Raw genomic sequence first — 16,788 nt, 5'->3', positions numbered from 1 at the left:
ATGGTCCGCACTTGCAGAACCCGCGAAATCGACACGGACATCGCAGGCGCTGTAGCCAGCTCAGCCATTGGCTGCGGGGCGCCGGTCACTGCTGCCGGGTCTTGATCCCGGCGATCCTCTCGCGCATGTCCTCGCTGGCGCCGGGGCCCGCGGCCACCTCGCAATCCTCCCAGGGCACCACCGTTCCCGTTTCGATGTCGACCATCATCGGTTGAACGGTCCTGCCCGATGTTTTCTCGACGACCCGCACGCTGTCTTCGCGGCCGGCGAAGTGCTTATTGCCCCAGGCGATCAGGGCGAAGATGACGCCGATGAGGTCACGCCCACGTTGGGTGGGAACGTACTCGTGGCGCAACGGCTTGGTGCTGTAGGCGCGGCGTTCCAGCAACCCGGCGTCGACCAGGGCGTTGAGCCGGCGGGTCAGCATGTTGGGGGCGATGGCGAGGCTCTTGGAGAACTCGTCGAATCGGCGCAGGCCCTGCAGCGCATCGCGCATGATCAGCAGGCTCCACCATTCGCCCACGTGTTCCAGGCTCAGCGCCACGGGGCATTCGGCGTTCAACAGTGTCTTGCGCTGCATCGGGTTCGCTCGCTCCTGTCTGGGAAAAAATGAAGACGTCATGTTACTTTCATTATGATAGTAACGTCTTTCTTCCAGATCGTACCAAACCGAGAGAGGAGTGAGGTCTTCATGAGAAAGCGCATCGTCGTAACGGGTATGGGCGCGGTCACGCCGCTGGGATGCGGTGTGGATCGGGTCTGGGAGCGTTTGCTGGCCGGCCGATCGGGGATCCGGGAGCTGCCGGCAGAGTTGATTGGCGATTTGTCGGTGCGCATTGGCGGCCAGGTACCCGGTCTGGAAGAGGACCCGCACGGCGGTTTCGACCCGGATCGTGTGCTGCCGCAGAAGGAGCAGCGCAAGGTCGATCGCTTCATCCTGTTCGCCCTGGCGGCGGCGGAGGAGGCGCTGGAGCAAGCCGGCTGGCAACCGCAGTCGCCCCGGCAGCAGGAACGTACCGCCACGATCATCGCCTCGGGCATCGGCGGCTTCCCGGCTATCGCCGAAGCCGTGCGTACCACGGACAGCAAGGGCCCGCGCCGGCTCTCGCCCTTCACCATTCCTTCGTTCCTGTGCAACCTGGCTGCCGGTCAGGTATCCATCCGTCATCGTCTGAAAGGGCCGTTGGGCGCGCCGGTGACGGCCTGTGCAGCCGGCGTCCAGGCGATTGGCGATGCGGCGCGGATGATCCAGGCTGGCGAGGTCGATGTCGCGCTGTGCGGTGGAGCGGAAGCCGCCATCCACCGCGTCAGCCTCGCCGGGTTCGCCGCCGCGCGGACCCTGGCCAGCGAATTCAACGACCGCCCCGAAACCGCTTCCCGACCATTCGATGCCGCGCGGGAAGGCTTCGTCATGAGCGAGGGGGCCGGGTTGCTGGTCATCGAAGAACTCGAGCATGCCCTGGCGCGTGGGGCGACGCCGCTGGCAGAGCTGGTGGGCTATGGCACCAGTGCCGACGCCCATCACATCACCTCCGGGCCGGAGGACGGCGAGGGCGCGCAACGAGCCATGAGAGCGGCACTGCAACAGGCCGGCATCACACCGGAGCAGGTGGGGCACCTGAACGCTCACGCCACCTCCACTCCGGTGGGCGACAGGGCCGAGTTGGCGGCCATCCGGTCGGTGTTCGAGGGCGTGGCGTCGCCGGTCATCAGCGCCACCAAATCCTCTACGGGGCACCTGCTGGGGGCGGCGGGCGGGATCGAGGCGATCTTCACCGTGCTGGCATTGCGGGACCAGGTGGCGCCCGCGACGCTCAACCTGACCCAGGCGGACCCGTTGGCGGAAGGGCTCGACATCGCGGCCGGGGCACCGCGTGCGCTGGATACCGACTTTGCGCTCTCCAACGGTTTTGGCTTTGGCGGCGTCAACGCCAGCGTGCTGTTCCGGCGCTGGGCCGAATAAGCGGCAGCCCGGCGCGCGAGGCTTGCTTTCGGGCCCGGAGAACGCCGGGCCGTTCTGCGGCGCCTCAGCGGGGGCGCCTGCTCCGCTTCGCCGTGCCTCGGCTTTCGCGCATCAGCCGGCCCAGCCCATAGGCCACGCCGGCCCCGAGCAGTCCGCCGATCACGGTGGCGATGACTTGTGCCAGCAGGCCTAGGGCGCTTTCGAGGCTCATCGTCCGCAGGAAGGTGCCGAGCTCCGGCCACAACGCCAGCCATAGGCCGACGAATGCCAGCACCAGGTCGTACCAGCGCGCGCTGACCCCGGCCGGGCGATAGCTGCGCACGAAGAGGATGAAGGCGCTGAAGGCCAGCGCCAGGAGCAGGGTGCCCAGGCACTGGCTGAGCGCATCGGGGCCGGACATGGCGCTCACGCCTCGCTGCGACGCAGACGCAGGCACTGGCCGCTGTGCAGGCCCAGTTGCATCTCATCCAGCAGCGCCTCGGCATAGGAGAGGGCGAGTGCCGTGTCCTGCGTGGCGGCGTCACCGGCGCGGCTGAAGTCGTCGATGCGCAGGCCCTCGGGCAGTGGCGGTGCCTCTACCAGCGTCCAGTCCAGCCCGCTGACCTCCAGGCTGCGGGCGAGGCCGGCGCCGAGCTGTTCCTGGTCGGCGTCGCTGGGCTCCACCAGCCAGCCCCAGTGGCCTACCAGGAGCAGGCGAGGCACCTCCGCCCGCAGGCAACCATCAATCAACGCGCCACATTGCGGTGGCAGGTCGCGCGTCGGGCGCTCGGTGAGCATGGCGCACACCACGTCGAGCCCCGACACCGCTTCGCTGACCGTGATCGAGGATTCCAGGCTGCCCAGCTTGCAGCGCAGGCCGGGGCGGGCGCGCAGGCGGTTGAGGTCGTCCAGCAGCACGGTGACTTCATGCTGGCGCTGCAGGGCGCCGGCAATCAGCGCCTGGGCGAAGCTGTTCGAGGGGGCGAACAACCCCAGTTTGAGGGTGGGGGTTTCCAGGTTATGCATGGGGGCTCCTCGGGCGGATGCGACCTATGCATATCGAAGGAGCCGCGCGCCGAGGGTTCCGTCCGATTGCGCCAGCGGCGTCAGGCGCTGTCGGTGGTGGCCTGGTAGCTGCTCGGGGCCACGCCCAGGCTGCGGCGGAACATGCTGGAGAAGGCGCTCGGGCTGTCGTAGCCCAGTTCCAGCGCCACGCGCGTGACTGGTGCGCCGGCGGCGAGGCGGGTGACGGCGGCGAGCAGGCACGCCTGCTGGCGCCAGGCGCCGAAGGACAGGCCAGTCTGCTGGCGGAACAGCCGGCTGAAGGTGCGGGCGCTGCAGTGCAGTTCGGCGGCCCAGCGATCCGCCGTGACGCCGATGTTCGGCTGACGCAGGAACGCCCGGCACAGCTCGGCCAGCTTCGGCTGCGCCGGCAGCGGGGCGAACAGCGGCAGGCTCGGCGCCCGGCGCAGCTCGTGCAGCAACAGGCGGATCAGGTCGCCGTCGCGGCCGTTTTCGTCATGCAGCGCCGGTACCTCGACGCTGGCCAGCAGCAGGTGGTGCAGCAGCGGCGAGACGGTCAGCGCCTGGCAAAGGTGGGTATCGCGCACCGGCAGCTGTGGGTCGATGTACAGGCTGCGGGTGCTGACCCCGCGCATCAGCACGCGGTGCTGTTTGCCGGCGGGAATCCACACACCGCTGTAGGGCGGAATCACCCAGGCGCCGTCCTCGGTTTCCACTTCCATCAGCCCGCTCATGCCATAGAGGAACTGCGCGCGGCGGTGCGCGTGGGGCTTGAGCAGCGTACCCAGGGGGTAGTCGGTGCCGATGGCCAGCACGGCGCGGTCGACATCGTCGACGCTGGCGAGGGGGATGTTGAGCATGGTGGCGGTTCTGGCTGAGTCGCGACGATTATTCGGCAATCGGCTCGAAATGGCCAATCTTTGCCGCGCCAGGAGATTTCCCGCCGTCCCCGGCGGCCGGCGCTTCCACTTCATCGAGCTGGACGGCTACGAGCCGGCGGTGTGGTCGCGCAGCAGCAGCCGTCTGTCCGCTCGCCCGGCCGGCCGCCATGGTTGCCGGAACTGTCGCCCGCTCGCTCGGGTCAGGACAACAGTGGGGGTCGCGCCGTGCGCCCCATCCATGGTGTGCAGAGCAGAAACAGGCCATCCGCGGCCGGGGGGAAAATCGCATGCAGCAGTCAGTCGAGCCGGAGTTCATGGCGCCCAGTGAATACCTGACGTCCACGGGCATCGCCGTGTTGATGTCGCCGCGTTACATCGCGCCGGGCAAGGTGGGCGAAGTGTTGCTGTCGTTGGCGAAGGTGCCGGCCGGCGTCTCGCCGCTGGACGTGGTGATCGGCCCGTGGGAATCCCACGAGGAAGCCTTCCAGGCCTCCCACGATGCCGCCGAGCGCTGGGTCGAGCGTCTCGACGAAGGCGACTGAGCGCTTCCAGCTCCCCATTCCGGCACGTGAGAAATCGCCAGGACGCAGGCGGCGACCGGGGCCCTGGGTGGCAGTGGTGACGGCCTTCACCGCCGCTACCCGGAGCGCCTGCGACGGTGGGGTAATGCGGGATCGCGAACCGTGTTCCATCCGGATGTTCTGGGCGTGTCGAATGGGGTTCGCGAGCACGCTCGCTCCTACAGGCCGGCTTCTGGAGTTACGCGGCGCGCCTGAGCCAGCGCAGCAGTGCCGCGCCGATCTCCACGGTGCGCGAGCGCGACGGGCAACCCGGCGTCGACAGCAACTGCGGCAGCAGGAAGCCCACTTCCGCCTCGTTCGGCCCGCAGAAGGCCGGTGCCGCTGACTCGACGAATTCCTCGTCCCACTGCGGGAAGCGCTTGCTCCCGCTTTCGAATGCGTTCAGCGCATTCATCATTGATTCGCTCCCTAGAGGTCCAGCACCAGCGGTTGCACGCCGCCGTCGTCCTGCGCCGGGATGGCGCAGCAGATCAATGCGCTGCCGGCTTCGGGCAGTTCCGCCGGCGGGTTGGGGTAGTGCACCTGGCCGCTGACGATCTTCGTCCTGCAGGTGCCGCAGGAGCCGCCGCGGCAGCTGAAATCGGGCGCAAGGCCGCGGGCTTCGGCCAGTTCCAGCAGCGTGCCGCTTTCGGGCTTCCAGCGGGCTTCCTTGGCCGAGCCGGCGAAGTACACCGGCACCGGTTCGGTGGCGGGGGGCGGCTGCACCCAGGTCGGCGCGGAGCCGTCACCCCGGCGCTTGAGTGTCGAGGGGCCGAAGGTTTCGGCATGGATGCGCCCGTCGGCGACGTTCAGCCCGCGCAGGCCGTCATAGATCGCCTGGGTGAATTCACCGGGACCGCAGACGTAGAAGTCGTAGTCGTCCAGCGGCAGCCGCGTCCTGATCGCCTCGATGTCCAGGCGCCCCTGCTGTTCGAAGTCAACGCCGAGCACGGCGCTGTCCTCCGGGCGGCTGAGCGCGCGGTGGATTTGCAGGTGCGGCGCGCGCTGGCGCAGTTCGGCGATCTCCCGTTGGAACGGCAACTGGCCCAGCGTCCGGGCGGACTGGAACAGATGAACCCGCCGGGCCGGTCCCGCTGCCAGTTCGCGCAGCATCGAGAGCAGCGGCGTGATGCCCACCCCGGCGCCGATCAGTACCACCGGGCGTGCGCTGCCGCGCTTGAGGGTGAAGCTGCCCATGGGCGCGCGCACCTGCAGGTGGTCGCCCACCCGGACCTGCTCATGCAGGTGGCGCGACGCCGGGCCCTGGGCCTTGACGCTGATGCGCAGCTCGCCATCCGACGGCGCGCTGGACAGGCTGTAGGTGCGGATCAGCGGTTGCTCGCCAGTGGCCAGGCGTATGGGCAGGTGTTGCCCCGGTGCGAAGTCCACGGCAACGCCGGTTGGCGGTTGCAGGTAGAAGGACCGGATGTCCTCGCTCTCACGCTCCACACGCAGCACCTGCCAGTCCTGCCATTGCTGGCGCTGCTCGCGCTCGCGCAACGTGGCGTCGGCTTCGGCCCAGGTGCCGGTCATCAGGCTGGTGGGCGAGTATTCGCGGAAGCTCCAGCGCAGCGCCAGGGCGCTGCGGCGCAGGACGGCGTGCTGCACCTCCAGCGTCCACAGGCGCTCGGCGCCTTCGAAGGCGGTCAGCAGTGGGCTGTCGAAGAGAATCTCGGTGCGGCCATGGACCTGCAGCACGTCGCCGCTCTCGAAGTCGACGAACAACATCCCGGCCTGCGGATTGGCCTGCAGGTTGCCGAGGGTGTTGAAGTGCAGGTTGCCGGCGTAGTCGGGGATGGTCAGCCGATTGCCCTCGACCCGCACGAAACCTGGGCGGCCGCCGCGATGGGAAACGTCCACCGAGCGTTCGCCGTCCTCGTGCTGCACGTAGCTGGCGACGAAGAAGGTGTCGGCGTTGCCGATGATCGCCGCCAGTTCATCGTTCAGTGCCTTGAAGTCCTGGCGTGGGGCACGCTGGCTGTAGCGCTGCTCGTCGCGGCTCCACTCGCGCTTCTGGATGTACTGCGGGCAATTGCCGAAGGAGTGCTCGACAGCCACCGCCAGCCGGCCGCCATCCACTTCGCGGAGGATGCCGTTCATGCGGTTGCGCCGGCGGGTGTGCAGTTCGATGCCCAGCAGGCCGATGGGGTTGCCGGCTTGCAGGCCGCTGGCGGCCGGGTCCTGGCTGTCGGGCACGCTGTCCAGCAGCAGGCTTTTCGGGTCCGGCGAGGTGACGAAGCCTTCCGCGCCTTCGAGCAGGGTCGCCCAGGGCCGCCCCTGGTCATCCACGGCGCCGGCGATGATGAAGGGCAACTGGTGATAGAACTCGCGGTGCTGGTCGGGCATGTAGTCGCGGATGACCTTCTGGCCGTGGACTTCCATGCGCTCGGCGACGCCGACGCGCTCCTGGACGGCCTTCTCGCCGGCGTGCCAGGGGGAGGTGCGGTGTTTGGGCAACTGGAACATGGCGCTCACCTCGCGACGAGAGGGCTGCCGGGTCACCCCGGCAGCACGGGTTGCATCAGGCTTGCAGGCCGATGGTGGTGCGCTGCATCGGCACGAAGTGCGGCAGGGCTTCCACGCGGGCCAGCCAGGCGCGCAGGTTGGGGTAATCCTGCAGGGAAACATTGCCCTCCGGCGCATGGGAAATGTAGGAGTAGTTGGACACGTCGGCGATGGTCGCCTCCTGGCCGGCCAGGAAGGGGGTCTTCGCCAGTTCGCGTTCCATCACCTGGAACAGGGTGTGGGCGCGGGTGATGACTTCCTGCGGATTGAACGCCGCGCCGAACACGGTGATCAGCCGTGCGGCAGCGGGGCCGAAGGCGACCTGCCCGGCGGCCACCGAGAGCCAGCGTTGCACACGGGCGGCGCCGACCGGGTCCTCCGGCAGCCAGCGGCCGTTGCCGTACTTCTTCGCCAGGTACACCAGGATGGCGTTGGAGTCGGCAACGATGACGCCGTCGTCGTCGATCACCGGCACCTGGCCGAAGGGGTTCAGGGCGAGGAAGTCCGGATGTTTGTGGGCGCCCTTGGCGAGGTCGACGGAGATCAGTTCGGCGGGCAGCTGCAGCAGCGAGAGCATCAGCTCGACGCGGTGGGCGTGGCCGGACAGCGGGTGGCGGAAGAGTTTGATGGGGTGGGACATGACGGTGATTCCTTGTCGTGAGTGGGGAGGCAGCGCGAGAGGGCCGGGGTGGGTTGCTCGAGCTGATGGACGCATGCTGCGCCCGTTGGCCGGCGCGCAGAATCGCCAGGGCGGGCAATCCAGCGTTTCAGAATGCGGAAGAATGGGTTGGAGGCTGCCGGTGTGGGCCGCGAACCCTATGGGCGCCGGCTCTGCCAGCGGGTCGCGGGCGTGGCCCGCTCCTACAGGGGAATGGCGGGGTGGGGCCTGTAGGAGCTGGCCATGCCTGCGACGGCCCGGGCGGCGGGGTCCAGGTTTACCCACGCAACGCCGGGTGCGCCCGCAGGCGCGGCACGACAAAATCGAGGAAGCTGCGCACCCGCGCCGCCGCGCGACGGCCTTCGCGGTAGATCAGCTGCACGGGCGAAGTAGGAGCGAGCTTGCTCGCGAACTCATGGGCGCCGGCGTTACCGGTGGGGCGCGCGGATGGCGCCGGCTCTGCTGGCGGGTCGCGGGCGTGGCCCGCTCCTACAGGGGAATGGCGGGGTGGGGCCTGTAGGAGCTGGCCATGCCTGCGACGGCCCGAGCGGCGGGGTTCAGGTTTACCCGCGCAGCGCCGGGTGCGCCCGCAGGCGCGGCACGACAAAGTCGAGGAAGCTGCGCACCCGCGCCGCCGCGCGACGGCCTTCGCGGTAGATCAGCTGCACGGGCAAACCCGGCGCTGCATAGTCCTGCAACACCAGCTGCAGGCGCCCGCTGCTCAGTTCGCCATGGGCCTCGTGGCTCATGCAGCGGGTGAGCCCCAGCCCCAGGCTGGCGGCGCGGATCGCTCCGTGGGTGGTACTGCAGGTCAGGCGCGGCGCAAGGCGCACCGAGCGTGGCGCGCCCTGGTGGCGGAAGCGCCATTCGCTGACCGCGCCCTGGCTGCCGGCAACGATGATGCGGTGCGCCTTGAGGTCCTCCGGCGCCAGCGGCACGCCATGGCGTGCGAGGTAGCCGGGCGCTGCGCAGACCACCGGGCGCACGCTGCCCACCGGCAGGGCGAAGCCGGAGGAGTCGGGCAGCGCGCCGATCACCAGGGCGACATCGATGCCGTCCTCCAGCAGGCGCGGCAGGTCTTCCCGGTGGTGGCTGACCACGCGCACATCCGGAAAGGCGGCCAGGTAGTCCAGCGCGATGGGGGCGAAGATGCGGTCGCCCATCAGCAGCGGCAGCGTCAGGTTCAACTGCCCGGCGGGGTGCGCCTGCAGGCCGCCGAGCGAGCCTTCGACCTCCTCGATGCCGGCGAGAATCTGCCGGCAGCTGGCGGCGAAGGTCTCGCCGCTGGCGCTCAACGCCACCCCGCGTGGGCCGCGCTGCAGCAGCTCGCCGTGCAGGCGCGCCTCCAGCGCGGCGACCAGGCGCATCGCCGTTGCGGTGGACAGCCCAAGCAGCCGCGCACCCCCGGCCAGGCTACCGGCGCGGGCGACAGCGTCGAACGCTTGCATTTCCCGGTAGCGGCTCACCGGTTGGCGACCTGCAGGGCGGTATCGGCGCGCAGGCGTTCCGCGCAATGGGCGACGAAGCTGCGCACCTTGGCCGGCAGCCGGGCACCGTCCTGGTAGAGCAGGTGGATCGGCAGCGGCGCCGTGGAGAAATCAGCGAGGACGATCTCCAGCTCGCCCCGTGCCACCGCCTCGGCAGCCTGGTAGGACAGCACGCGGGTAAAGCCGCCGCCCAGGCGCGCGGCATGGAGCGCGGCGTTGTTCGAGCTGACCACGAAGCGCGACGGCGGGCGCAGCGTCAGCGGTCCTTCCGGGGTGATGAACTGCCAATGGGTCATCAGCACGCTGGTGGCGGCCATGACGATCGGCGCGTCGAGCAGCTCGTTGGGGTGCTGCGGGCGGCCGTGGCGGTCGAGGAAGTCAGGGGCGGCGCAGACCACCGGGCGGATTTCGCCGACCTTCAGCGCGGTCAGGCTGCCTTCGGGCAACTGGCCGATGCGCACGGCAACGTCGATGCCTTCGTCGAGCATGTTCACCACGCGGTCCACCAGCACCGCGTTGACCGTGACCTCGGTGTGGGCCTCCAGGTAGCTGGCGATCAGCGGGATGAGGTACAGCTCGCCGAACAGCACCGGGGCAGTCACCGTGAGGTTGCCGCGCGGGCGCAAGGCACTGCCCGAGGCCAGCTCCTCGGCGTCCTGCAGCTCCTGCAGGATGCGCCGGCAATCCTCCACGTAGCGCTGGCCGGCGTCGGTGAGCCGCACGCTGCGGGTGCTGCGCGCCAGCAACAGGGTGCCCAGGCGCTGCTCCAGCGCGGCGATGGCGCGGGTCACGCTGGGCGGCGACAGGCCCAGTTGCTTGGCGCCGGCGGCAAAGCTGCCGGCTTCGGCCACCGCCAGCAGCACCGTCATTTCCTGAAACCTGTCCATGGGTCACCGTTGTCGCCTTGAGCGGATCGCCAGACTGTAGAGGGAAGCCGCGCAGGAATGAAGTGCCGCGGCGTGCAGGCGACATCGGCGTGCTTGCCAGCGCCGTGCGGCTTGACCCCGCCCGGCCTCTGCGGCACAAGCGCAGCAGGCGCCCGCCGCGGGGCCGCCACCGCCAAGAGCCTTCCTCCATGACCCGCAAGTCCACGGCCGCCCCGCTGGCCGCTGCCCACAACCCACGGCTGGGCATCGCCCTGTGCCTGCTGTCGATGCTCATCTTCGCCTGCCAGGACGGCATCACCAAGGTGCTGGTCCGCCACCTGCCGGTAGCCGAGCTGGTGATGGTGCGCTACTGGGTATTCGTGCTCTTCGCGCTCATCGTCTGCCGCTCCCGCGGCGGCGTGCGGGCGGCCAGCCGCAGCGCCAGCCCGTGGCAACAGGTGGTCCGCGCCGTGCTGGGGGTGGGCGAGATCGCACTCTTCGGCCTGGCCCTGCGCTACCTCGGGCTGGCCGAAACCCACGCGCTCTACGCCGTCTTCCCGTTGATGACGCTGGGCCTGGCGCGTGCGTTCCTCGGCGAGCGAATGGCCGGGCGGCAGTGGCTGGCGGCCGCAGTGGGATTCGCTGGCACGTTGTTCATCCTGCGCCCCGGCCTGGGCGTGTTCCAGCCCGCGGCGCTGATCCCGCTGGCGGCGGCGCTGACTTTCGCCTTCTTCAACATCCTCTCGCGACGCATCGGCCAGACCGATTCCTTCGCCACCACCACGCTGTACATGGCCGTGGTCGGCGCCGTCGCAGCCACCGGCGCCGGGCTGCCCGCGTGGGTGATGCCCACGCCCCGCGAGGCCGTGCTGATGTCCATCGTCGCAGTCTCCGGAGTGATCGCCCAACTGCTGCTGATCCAGGCGCTGAAGTACGCCCAGGCCTCCACGCTGCAGCCGTTCAACTACTCGCTGCTGGCCTTCGCCACGTTGATTGGTGTCATCGTCTTCGGCGAGGCGCCGGGTCTCTGGAGCCTCACCGGCGCGTTGCTGATCCTGCTGGCGGGGTTGTATTCGATCAGGCCGAAGACGCTGTAAGCGCGGATGCCTGTACGTCATGCGGGGGGACGGAGCTATCGCGGACGGGGGCCGCTCCTACGCCCGCCGGGCAGCGTAGGAGCGAGCTCGTGAACGGCGACGGTGGGCAGGCATGGCCACGGAGCACGGTGCGCCTGTAGGAGCGGGCCATGCCCGCGAACGGCGGACACGGTCCGCCGTTGACCAAGGGCGCCGCAGTCCCGATAGACACCATGGTGCAATGTCCCTCAGCGCGCAGGCCGTGGTGTCATTCCCGCCACGGGCAACCCGGCCACCGCTCCGAGAGCCCCGCAGCCCGAGCGCGCGCCGCACGCTCATCCCCCAAGGCGAACCCGTCGAATCGCGAGGTCTCCCATGCTCCTTCCCCTGTGCACCTGGTCCGAAATCGAGCAGTTTCTTGGTCGCAGCCGGACCATCGTCATACCCATCGGCTCCAACGAGCAGCACGGTCCCATCGGCCTGTTGGGTACGGACTGGATGTGCCCTGAAATCATCGCCCACGAAGCGCAGAAATCGGCCGATATCCTCATCGCGCCGACGTTCAATATTGGCATGGCGCAACACCACCTGGGCTTCCCCGGCACCATTACGCTGCGCCCCTCGACCTTCATCGCCGCCATCTGCGACTGGGTGAATTCCCTGGCCGCCCATGGTTTCGAGAAGATCCTGTTCCTCAATGGCCATGGCGGCAACGTGGCGTCCATCGAGGCGGCGTTCTCCGAACTCTACGCCCAGGCCAGCTTCGCCCGGCGCCCGGCGGGGTTCGCCCTGAAGCTGTGCAACTGGTGGGACCTGGAAGGTGTCGGCGAGCTGGCCAACCGGCAGTTCCCCAAGGGCCACGGTATTCACGCCACGCCGTCGGAGATCGCCGTCACCCAGTGGGCCTACCCGCAGCACATCAAGTCGGCCGAATACTCGCCGGCGATCGCCAACTGGGGGCCGATTCGCGAGGCGGCGGATTTTCGCGCGCGCCATCCGGACGGCCGCATGGGCTCCGATCCCGGCCTCGCCACGCCGGAAAAGGGGCGCGAACTGGTGATGCTGGCCGCCCAGGGACTGGTGCAGGCGGTCGAGGCCTTCAGCGGTGAACTGTCGCCGTTCTGAGTGCTACCGCCGCAGCGTTGCCCTTCACGAAACCCGAGCCTCGCTCGGGTTTTTTGTGCGCTGCCGGTAGCCCCTGGGGGCCAGCTAACAAGAGCTAACAGCAGATAACTGGCCCGATTGCACGCTCCTTGCCACGCTGGCAGCCGGGAGTCATTGGCTAACCAGGGAGGCCTCCATGACCCAGCATGACGGCTGCATGAATCTGGCGGGGCGGCGCAGCAATGCGGAGTTCGGTGCGTTGCTCCTTGGCACCGGCGAGCCGGCGGGCATCGCCTCGCGACAGCTGTATATGGCGGTGCTGCCGCTGCTCGTCGCCTTCTTCGAGGGCCAGGTGCAGGCCGGACGCATCGGCCAACCGGCCATGGGCGATCTGGTTCGCGCCACCTTGCGCCAGGTTGAGCGGCAGCGCGCAGCCTTCGACCCGGCTGTTCCCTTCCGTGCCTGGCTGCTGGAGCTGGCCCGCCAGGAACTGGGCGCCTACCGCAGTGCGCTGCACGCCGAGGCTCCGCCTGCGAGTCCGGCGAATACGCCCGCGCGACGCAGGCGCACCGCCGCCGCGCACTGATTTCACGCTGTCAGGATGTGGTACCGATGCAGTCGATCGAGAAGGTTCTCTACACCGCCCGCGTGCGCACCCGAGGTGGCCGCGATGGCGAAGCACGCAGTAACGACGGTCGCTTGCAGCTTCGCCTGACGCCGCCCGGGGCGCCAGGGCAGGGCAGTAACCCCGAGCAGTTGTTCGCCGCGGGGTGGTCCGCCTGTTTCATCGGCGCGCTGCGCCACGCGGCCCATGCGCGCAAGCTGGATTTCCCTCCGGATGCAGCGGTGGACGCCGAGGTGGACCTGATGCATGGCGAGCACGGCTTCTTCCTGCGCGCGCATCTGGCCATCGAACTGCCTGGGCTGGAAGCGGAACTGGCGCAGTGCCTGGTGGACGCGGCGCGGCACAGCTGTCCCTATTCGAAAGCGCTGCGCGGCAACATTGCCGTTACCCTGAGCCTGCGATGAGCCCGGTCGCCGCCGATTTAGCGTGACAGCGCGCATAAAAGGCCGCGCGCAACGCTTGATCGCGCGCTCGAAACTCCTATCCTGCTAGGACTTGCGGGCCAGCCTCGCGCCCACTCCCACTTCCGGAAGAAACGCCCCGTGGAGTCTGCAGCGGACGATCTGTCCCCCTCGGCGATAGCGTCGATCGAATTCGGCCCGTTCCGGGTCATACCCGGCAAGCGCCTGCTCACCCGTGATGCCCAGCCGATGGACATCGGCGGACGCGCCTTCGACCTGCTCCTGGCCCTGCTGGAAAAGCCCGGCCGGGTGCTCTCCAAGCGCGAACTGCTCAAACGGGTGTGGCCCGACATGGTGGTGGAAGAGGGCAGCCTGCGCTTTCACATGAACGGGCTGCGCCGCGCCCTGGGCGATGGCGAGCATGGCGCGCGCTACATCGCCACCCAGGTCGGTGTTGGCTATGCCTTCGTCGCGCCGGTGAGCCGCGCGGACGATGCGGCGCCGGCGGTGTTGCCGGCGTTGCCCGTGGCCGATGGTGTCGGCAGCCTGCCGCCGCGAGTGAAGCTGATCGGCCGTGAGGCCGACGTGCAGATGATCCTGCAGCGCCTGCGCGAGCCGCGCCTGCTCACCATCGTCGGCACCGGCGGGGTGGGCAAGACCAGCCTGGTCGTCGAAGTCGGTCATCGTCTGCTTGCCGAGCGCCGGCATACCGTGCGCTTCATCGACCTGGCCCAGGTGGAGGACGAGCATCTGGTCGCCTCGGCGCTGGCCGCCGCGCTGGGGGTGCCCGTGCAGGCCGAAGACCCGCTGGCGGTGCTTCTGGCGTACCTCAAGGGCCAGGATCTGCTGCTGCTCGTCGACAACTGCGAACATGTGGTCGACGTGGTGTCCGCGCTGGCCGAGCGCATCCGCGACGTCGCTCCCGGCGTCGGCCTGCTCGCCACCAGCCGCGAACCGCTGCGAGCGCGGGACGAAGAGGCACACTGGCTTGGCCCGCTGGAGTTTCCCGAGCAGCCGCACGGCCTGCCCGTCGAGACAGTGCTGGCGTACCCTGCCGTGCGGCTGTTCGTCGAGCGCGCCGAGGCTGCCAACGCGGCGCTGCAATGGCAGGATGGCGACCCCGCCCTGATCGCCGACATGTGCCGGCGCCTGGGTGGCATGGCCTTGCCCATCGAGCTGGCGGCGGTGCGGGTGGCGCTCCACGGCGTGAAGGCCACCCATGCACTGCTGGGTGAGCGTTTTTCCCTGGGCTGGTCCGGCCGCCGCACGGCGCAGCCGCGCCACCAGACGCTGCGCGCCATGCTGGACTGGAGTTACGGGCTGCTCGCCGAGAACGAGCGTCTGGTGTTCGATCGCCTGTCGGTCTTTGTCGGGCCCTTCTCCCAGGAGGCGGCTGCGCAGGTCGTCGCGGATGGGCGTATCGATGGGTTGGAGGCTGCCGCCATCCTCGATGAACTGACGTCCAAGGGGTTGGTGGCCGTAGACCGCAGCGAGGCCGCGACGGCGTATCGCCTGCTGGAGATGACCCGCGCCTTCGCCCGTGAAAAGGCTGCTTGCCATGGCTTTGATGAGGCGCACGCCCTGGCCTTCCGTCACGCCGCCTATTACCTGTGGTTGCTGGAGCAACTGGGCAGCGTGCCGGAGGTGATCTACGAGGGCTGCGCACGGCTGGCCAACCAGCTGGGCAACGTGCGCAGCGCGCTGGAGTGGAGCTTCGGCCCCCAGGGCGACCCCGGTTTGGCGCTGCCGCTGGCGGCTGCCAGTGCGCCGTTGTTCCTGCATTATTCGCTGCAGGTGGAATGCCGCACCTGGTGCGCGCGGGCCACGCAGTTGCTGGAACTGGGCTATTTCGGCACCCCCACCGAAATGGAGCTGCAATCGGCCCTCGGGCTGGTGCTGATGTTCACCCGCGGCAACAGCGAGGCGGCCGGCAAGGCACTGCTGCGCGCCCTGGAAATCGCCGTGGCGCTCGCTGACCACTGGGCCGAATTGCGCGTGCTGGGGCGCCTGCAGATCTTCTACGAACGCATCGGTGACTTCGCCTCGTCGCTGGCCTGGGCGGAGCGCGCGGTGGTGGTCGGCGACACCCTGGGCGAACCGGAAGCGGTGGCGGTGGCCGCCTCGCTGGCAGGCATCTCCCATCACCTGCTGGGCGATCAGCAGCGGGCGCGCGAGGAGCTGGAAAAGTCCCTGCGCAACAGCTTGCCCTCGGAGCGCAGCCGCACATTGCACTATGGTTTCGACCACCACAACCGCACTGGCCTGGCCCTGGCCCGCACGCTCTGGCTGCTGGGCTGCGCGGACCAGTCGCGGCGCTGGGCGGACCAGGTGGAGGCCGAGGCGGCGGAACTCAACCATCCCGCGACCCATTGCATCGCCCTGGTGTGGACGCTGTGCATCCACATCTGGACGGGTGAGCTGGACAAGGCCGAACGCAGCCTGGCGACCTTCAGCCGCATTGCCGAGGCCAATGCCTTTGCGCCGTATCAGGCTGCCACCCCGGGGTTCCAGGCGGCCATCGCCATTCGCCGTGAGCAGCCTGGCGATGCGGTGCGCCAGTTGGAGGAGAGCCTCACGCGCCTGCACGGCATGCGCTACGAGTTGCTGACCACGTCCTTCGAGATTGCCCTCGCCGAGGGCCTCATCCTCGCTGGTGAACACCGCCGCGCGCTGGGTGTTGCGCGGCGCTGCATCGCCCATTGCCGAGGCAGTGGCGATGCCTATGCGTTGCCGGAGCTGATGCGCATCGAGGCGCAGATCATCGGCGCCTTGGGCGAGGAGGGCGATGAGGCGGTGGGGGAGCTGCTGCAGGCTTCGCTGGCGATGGCGCGCGAACAGGGCGCCAGGGCCTGGATGCTGCGTTCGAGCCTGGCCCTCGCGCGGCTGCGCACGAGACAGGGCGAGGACGTCGCGGCGCTGGCGTTGCTGGACGCCTGCCGGCTCGAGGAAGGCTTCGACACGCTGGACGTGCGTTTGCTGGAGGAACGGCGGCGCGCCCTGGGCGCCACCTGAGTCGCGCTCAGCGGCTCTCGGCGGGTGTGATCGCCAGCAGCGCGGCCATGTTCACCAGGTCCGGCAGGGTGCGCGCCTGCATCTTGCGCATGACCCGGCCGCGGTGCGCCTTTACGGTAATCTCGCTGATGCCCAGGTCGGCTGCGACCTGCTTGTTCAGGCGCCCGGCCACCACCATTTCCAGCACTTCCCGCTCGCGGCTGGTGAGCAGCGCATAGGCCTGGCGCACGGCCTCGAGCCGGCTTTGCTGGCCGAGCGCGGCGCGGCTTTGCTGCAGCGCGTCGGCAATGGCGTGCAACAGGGTGTCGCTGTCGAACGGCTTGGTGAGGAATTCCACCGCGCCGGCCTTCATTGCGCGCACGGTCAATGGCACGTCGCCGTAGCCGGTGATGAAGATGATCGGCATCGCCGGGCGCGCGCCGGCGACGCTGCGTTGCAGGTCGAGGCCGTTGAGGTCCGGCAGGTTGACGTCCAGCACCAGGCAGCTGGGCGCGGCGCCGGCCGGCTCGTCGAGGAAGGCTCTGGCAGCGTCGAACAGCACTGGCCGCCAGCCGGCCGAGCGGATCAGCAGTTCCAGTGATTCACGCACCGAGATGTCGTCGTCGACAACGTAGACGATGGGCGTCGGCTCTTGCATCGGCAGGCGTT

The 16,788-nt window shown here is 69.1% G+C and carries 17 protein-coding genes and 1 pseudogene; 7 read left to right on the top strand and 11 right to left on the bottom strand.

All coding sequences use genetic code 11. The features are described 5' to 3' along the window. Positions 1 to 85: 85 nt before the first annotated feature. Complete coding sequence (locus N0B71_RS24515) at positions 86 to 580, bottom strand: winged helix-turn-helix transcriptional regulator (RefSeq protein WP_259755489.1); 495 nt, start codon at positions 578 to 580, stop codon at positions 86 to 88. A gap of 111 nt (positions 581 to 691) precedes the next feature. On the opposite strand from N0B71_RS24515, the gene fabF reads away from it, so the two are divergent. Beyond that, positions 692 to 1,963 (top strand): beta-ketoacyl-ACP synthase II, encoded by a 1,272-nt coding sequence (fabF, locus tag N0B71_RS24510; protein ID WP_259755487.1) that lies wholly within the window; start codon positions 692 to 694, stop codon positions 1,961 to 1,963. 64 nt (positions 1,964 to 2,027) lie between these two features. Here the strand turns inward: fabF and N0B71_RS24505 are convergent, their stop codons facing one another. The 3 genes from N0B71_RS24505 to N0B71_RS24495 all read right to left on the bottom strand — a co-directional run bounded on the left by N0B71_RS24505 (position 2,028) and on the right by N0B71_RS24495 (position 3,825). Further along, entirely contained in the window at positions 2,028 to 2,363 is a 336-nt protein-coding gene (locus N0B71_RS24505; protein WP_259755485.1) for a hypothetical protein, read from the bottom strand. A 5-nt stretch (positions 2,364 to 2,368) separates the two neighbouring features. Then, positions 2,369 to 2,968 (bottom strand): SDR family oxidoreductase, encoded by a 600-nt coding sequence (locus N0B71_RS24500; protein ID WP_259755484.1) that lies wholly within the window; start codon positions 2,966 to 2,968, stop codon positions 2,369 to 2,371. Positions 2,969 to 3,048: 80 nt separating this feature from the next. Beyond that, on the bottom strand, positions 3,049 to 3,825 hold the full coding sequence (locus N0B71_RS24495; protein ID WP_259755482.1) for an AraC family transcriptional regulator: 777 nt from the start codon (positions 3,823 to 3,825) through the stop codon (positions 3,049 to 3,051). A gap of 308 nt (positions 3,826 to 4,133) precedes the next feature. Between N0B71_RS24495 and N0B71_RS24490 the strand changes: the two genes are divergently transcribed. Further along, positions 4,134 to 4,388, top strand: coding sequence for a hypothetical protein (locus N0B71_RS24490; protein ID WP_259755481.1), 255 nt, complete (start codon positions 4,134 to 4,136; stop codon positions 4,386 to 4,388). 217 nt (positions 4,389 to 4,605) lie between these two features. Here N0B71_RS24490 and N0B71_RS24485 read toward each other — a convergent pair whose 3' ends face one another. From N0B71_RS24485 to N0B71_RS24460, 6 genes and pseudogenes are all read right to left on the bottom strand, one after another. Then, complete coding sequence (locus N0B71_RS24485) at positions 4,606 to 4,821, bottom strand: hypothetical protein (protein ID WP_259755480.1); 216 nt, start codon at positions 4,819 to 4,821, stop codon at positions 4,606 to 4,608. Positions 4,822 to 4,835: 14 nt separating this feature from the next. Next, positions 4,836 to 6,872: a pyridoxamine 5'-phosphate oxidase family protein gene (locus N0B71_RS24480; RefSeq protein ID WP_259755479.1), complete on the bottom strand. Its 2,037-nt coding sequence runs from the start codon at positions 6,870 to 6,872 to the stop codon at positions 4,836 to 4,838. 55 nt (positions 6,873 to 6,927) lie between these two features. Further along, positions 6,928 to 7,551 (bottom strand): glutathione S-transferase family protein, encoded by a 624-nt coding sequence (locus N0B71_RS24475; RefSeq protein WP_259755478.1) that lies wholly within the window; start codon positions 7,549 to 7,551, stop codon positions 6,928 to 6,930. A gap of 295 nt (positions 7,552 to 7,846) precedes the next feature. After that, a pseudogene (locus tag N0B71_RS24470) lies at positions 7,847 to 7,966 on the bottom strand (LysR family transcriptional regulator); the annotation flags it as partial. Positions 7,967 to 8,132: 166 nt separating this feature from the next. Then, a complete protein-coding gene (locus N0B71_RS24465) occupies positions 8,133 to 9,017 on the bottom strand; it encodes a LysR family transcriptional regulator (protein ID WP_259755477.1) in 885 nt (294 codons plus the stop codon). 14 nt (positions 9,018 to 9,031) lie between these two features. Next, positions 9,032 to 9,943: a LysR family transcriptional regulator gene (locus tag N0B71_RS24460; protein WP_259755476.1), complete on the bottom strand. Its 912-nt coding sequence runs from the start codon at positions 9,941 to 9,943 to the stop codon at positions 9,032 to 9,034. A gap of 188 nt (positions 9,944 to 10,131) precedes the next feature. Between N0B71_RS24460 and N0B71_RS24455 the strand changes: the two genes are divergently transcribed. From N0B71_RS24455 to N0B71_RS24435, 5 genes are all read left to right on the top strand, one after another. Then, positions 10,132 to 11,019, top strand: a complete 888-nt coding sequence (locus N0B71_RS24455) for a DMT family transporter (protein ID WP_259755475.1) — start codon at positions 10,132 to 10,134, stop codon at positions 11,017 to 11,019. Positions 11,020 to 11,373: 354 nt separating this feature from the next. Continuing rightward, entirely contained in the window at positions 11,374 to 12,123 is a 750-nt protein-coding gene (locus N0B71_RS24450; protein WP_259755473.1) for a creatininase family protein, read from the top strand. Positions 12,124 to 12,298: 175 nt separating this feature from the next. Then, complete coding sequence (locus N0B71_RS24445; RefSeq protein WP_259755472.1) at positions 12,299 to 12,688, top strand: hypothetical protein; 390 nt, start codon at positions 12,299 to 12,301, stop codon at positions 12,686 to 12,688. A gap of 26 nt (positions 12,689 to 12,714) precedes the next feature. Then, positions 12,715 to 13,131, top strand: a complete 417-nt coding sequence (locus tag N0B71_RS24440; protein ID WP_259755471.1) for an organic hydroperoxide resistance protein — start codon at positions 12,715 to 12,717, stop codon at positions 13,129 to 13,131. 138 nt (positions 13,132 to 13,269) lie between these two features. Beyond that, complete coding sequence (locus N0B71_RS24435; protein ID WP_259755470.1) at positions 13,270 to 16,140, top strand: ATP-binding protein; 2,871 nt, start codon at positions 13,270 to 13,272, stop codon at positions 16,138 to 16,140. 7 nt (positions 16,141 to 16,147) lie between these two features. Here N0B71_RS24435 and N0B71_RS24430 read toward each other — a convergent pair whose 3' ends face one another. After that, positions 16,148 to 16,777, bottom strand: coding sequence for a response regulator transcription factor (locus N0B71_RS24430; RefSeq protein WP_259755469.1), 630 nt, complete (start codon positions 16,775 to 16,777; stop codon positions 16,148 to 16,150). Positions 16,778 to 16,788 lie beyond the last annotated feature (11 nt).

This window comes from Pseudomonas sp. GCEP-101, from assembly GCF_025133575.1.
GTDB classification, from domain to species: domain Bacteria; phylum Pseudomonadota; class Gammaproteobacteria; order Pseudomonadales; family Pseudomonadaceae; genus Pseudomonas; species Pseudomonas nitroreducens_B.
The sequence above is the reverse complement of the archived record's forward strand: the minus strand, read 5'-3'. Positions and strand labels throughout refer to the sequence as shown.